We start from the raw sequence: 1,810 nt of genomic DNA on the forward strand, positions 1-1,810 counted from the left end.
CTCGCGCAGCACGCGCGTCAGCGGCCGGTCGTGCCACAGGCGGAAACCCAGCAGCAGGCTGGCCCGGCGCTGCAGGCCGCCGCAGTTGTCCGGCGCGTCCCAGGACGGACGCCCCGGGTCGAACCCGCCGGCGCGGTCGCGGGTCAGCGTCACGATGTCGCGCAGCCAGGTGGCCTTGTTCTCGAGCAGCAGCGTCTCCGCCTCCTCGGGCCCGAGGTGGCCCAGGAACTGCCGCATCGAGTTCTGCGTGTAGGTCTCGCCATGCAGCGCGAGCAGGTGGTCCAGCGCCCGGTTCTTGCGCTTCGCGGAGCGGTCGAAGGGCCGGTAGACCGTGTCCATCACCGCCTGCGGTGGCTGTCGGTAGAGCCGGTCGATCGCCGGCACCGCGTCCGGTCCGATCAGCTGCGACCACAGCCCCTGGCGTGCGCCCGGCGCCACCGAGAACAGCGCCCGCAGGTGCTGCAACTGGGCCAGGCCCTGCGCGATCGCCTGCTCCTGCATCACCAGGTAGGCCTTGAGCTGCTTCGCGCGCGCCTGCCGCTGCGGCGGCGCGGAGGCCGGGACGCCGTAGCGGCCCAGGCCGTAGATCGCCGGCAGGTGGTCCTGCACCGACACATAGGTGTCCAGCCGCCGGTGCACGCCCAGCGGCAGCAGCGCCGCCGCGCGCGCCGCATGCCCGGCCTGGCCGCGCGCCTGGTGCGCGCGGCCGGCGGCGCGCAGGTCCTCCAGCCGCCGGCGCAGGTCGTTCCATGCCACCGGCACCGCATTGCCGCGCCGGCGCACGGTGATCGTCGAGGGCTGGTCGCGGTCGGGCAGCCGCAGCGCCAGCGCCCAGTCCTCGCCGCGCCACTCGACCGAGCCGGCCGTCGCCCCGCGCCCTTCGGCGCGCAGCGCGATCACGCGCGCGTCGACCACGCCGGGCACCGCCAGCACGACGGCGGTGAGGTCGGACAGGAACAGCCGCTCGGCCGCGTGGCCGGCCTCGGAGGGCGGCGCGTCCTCGATGAAGCCATGGCGCGGCGCAGGACCGGTGTAGATGTCCTCCAGCGACCGGCCCTCGCGCAGCAGCTCGTCCAGCGTGCGCGAGACGGCCGCCCGCGCGATGTGACGCGCGCAGCGGTCGTAGACCTCGGCCAGGATGTCCACGCCGTCGCGCGGCCCGGCGATGTCGATGTCGGCATGCAGCTCGCAGGGCACGTCGCGCAGGCGCACGATGTCCGGCGCCAGGTCCTCGCCCAGGTTGCGACGGGCGAAGTAGGCCGCGCGCGCCGCCGCGATGCGGTCCGCGGCCGGCGACGGCGCCGCGCCGGGCGCGCCGCCGCCGTCCTGCGACAGCTTCAGCCGCAGCCGGTACAGGCCGCTGTCTGCGTCCGGCATCAGCGTCGCGTCGTCCAGGCCGGGCACGGCGTCGAGCAGGTGGCGGCGATGGTCCGCCGGCGTCGTCGGCCGGCAGGGAAAGACCTCGGCCGGCGGATGCAGCGACAGGCCGGCGTAGTCGATCGTGCCGTCGGGCCCGGTCAGGTGGTCGGCCACCGGGAAGCCGGCGCGGTAGACCAGGTCGGTGAGGCCGAAGCACAGCTGCTCCAGCAGCGTGATGCCGGGGTCGTGGAGGTTGTGGTCGGTCCACACGCCGCCGCCGAGCGCCTGCAGCCACTCCAGGCCGCGCGCGCGCAGGCCGTCGAAGCCGAGCTCGCGCTCCTCGCCGGTCGGCGGGCTCAGCCGGACCGGCATCTCCGGCACGGCGGGATTGGCGACCGGCCCCGGCAGGTCGGACGGGAAGACCGGGTGCTTGCGCATCGCGCCGCCGCTG

Annotated in this window: 1 protein-coding gene; it reads right to left on the reverse strand. The window is 75.6% G+C overall.

Annotation, left to right across the window (positions count from 1 at the left end; genetic code table 11):
• Nucleotides 1-1,797: hypothetical protein (locus FUT87_RS27845; protein ID WP_147243059.1), on the reverse strand; the 1,797-nt coding region annotated here is incomplete at its 3' end.
• Between the last annotated feature and the right edge of the window lie 13 nt (nucleotides 1,798-1,810).

This window comes from Mitsuaria sp. TWR114 (assembly GCF_007997345.1).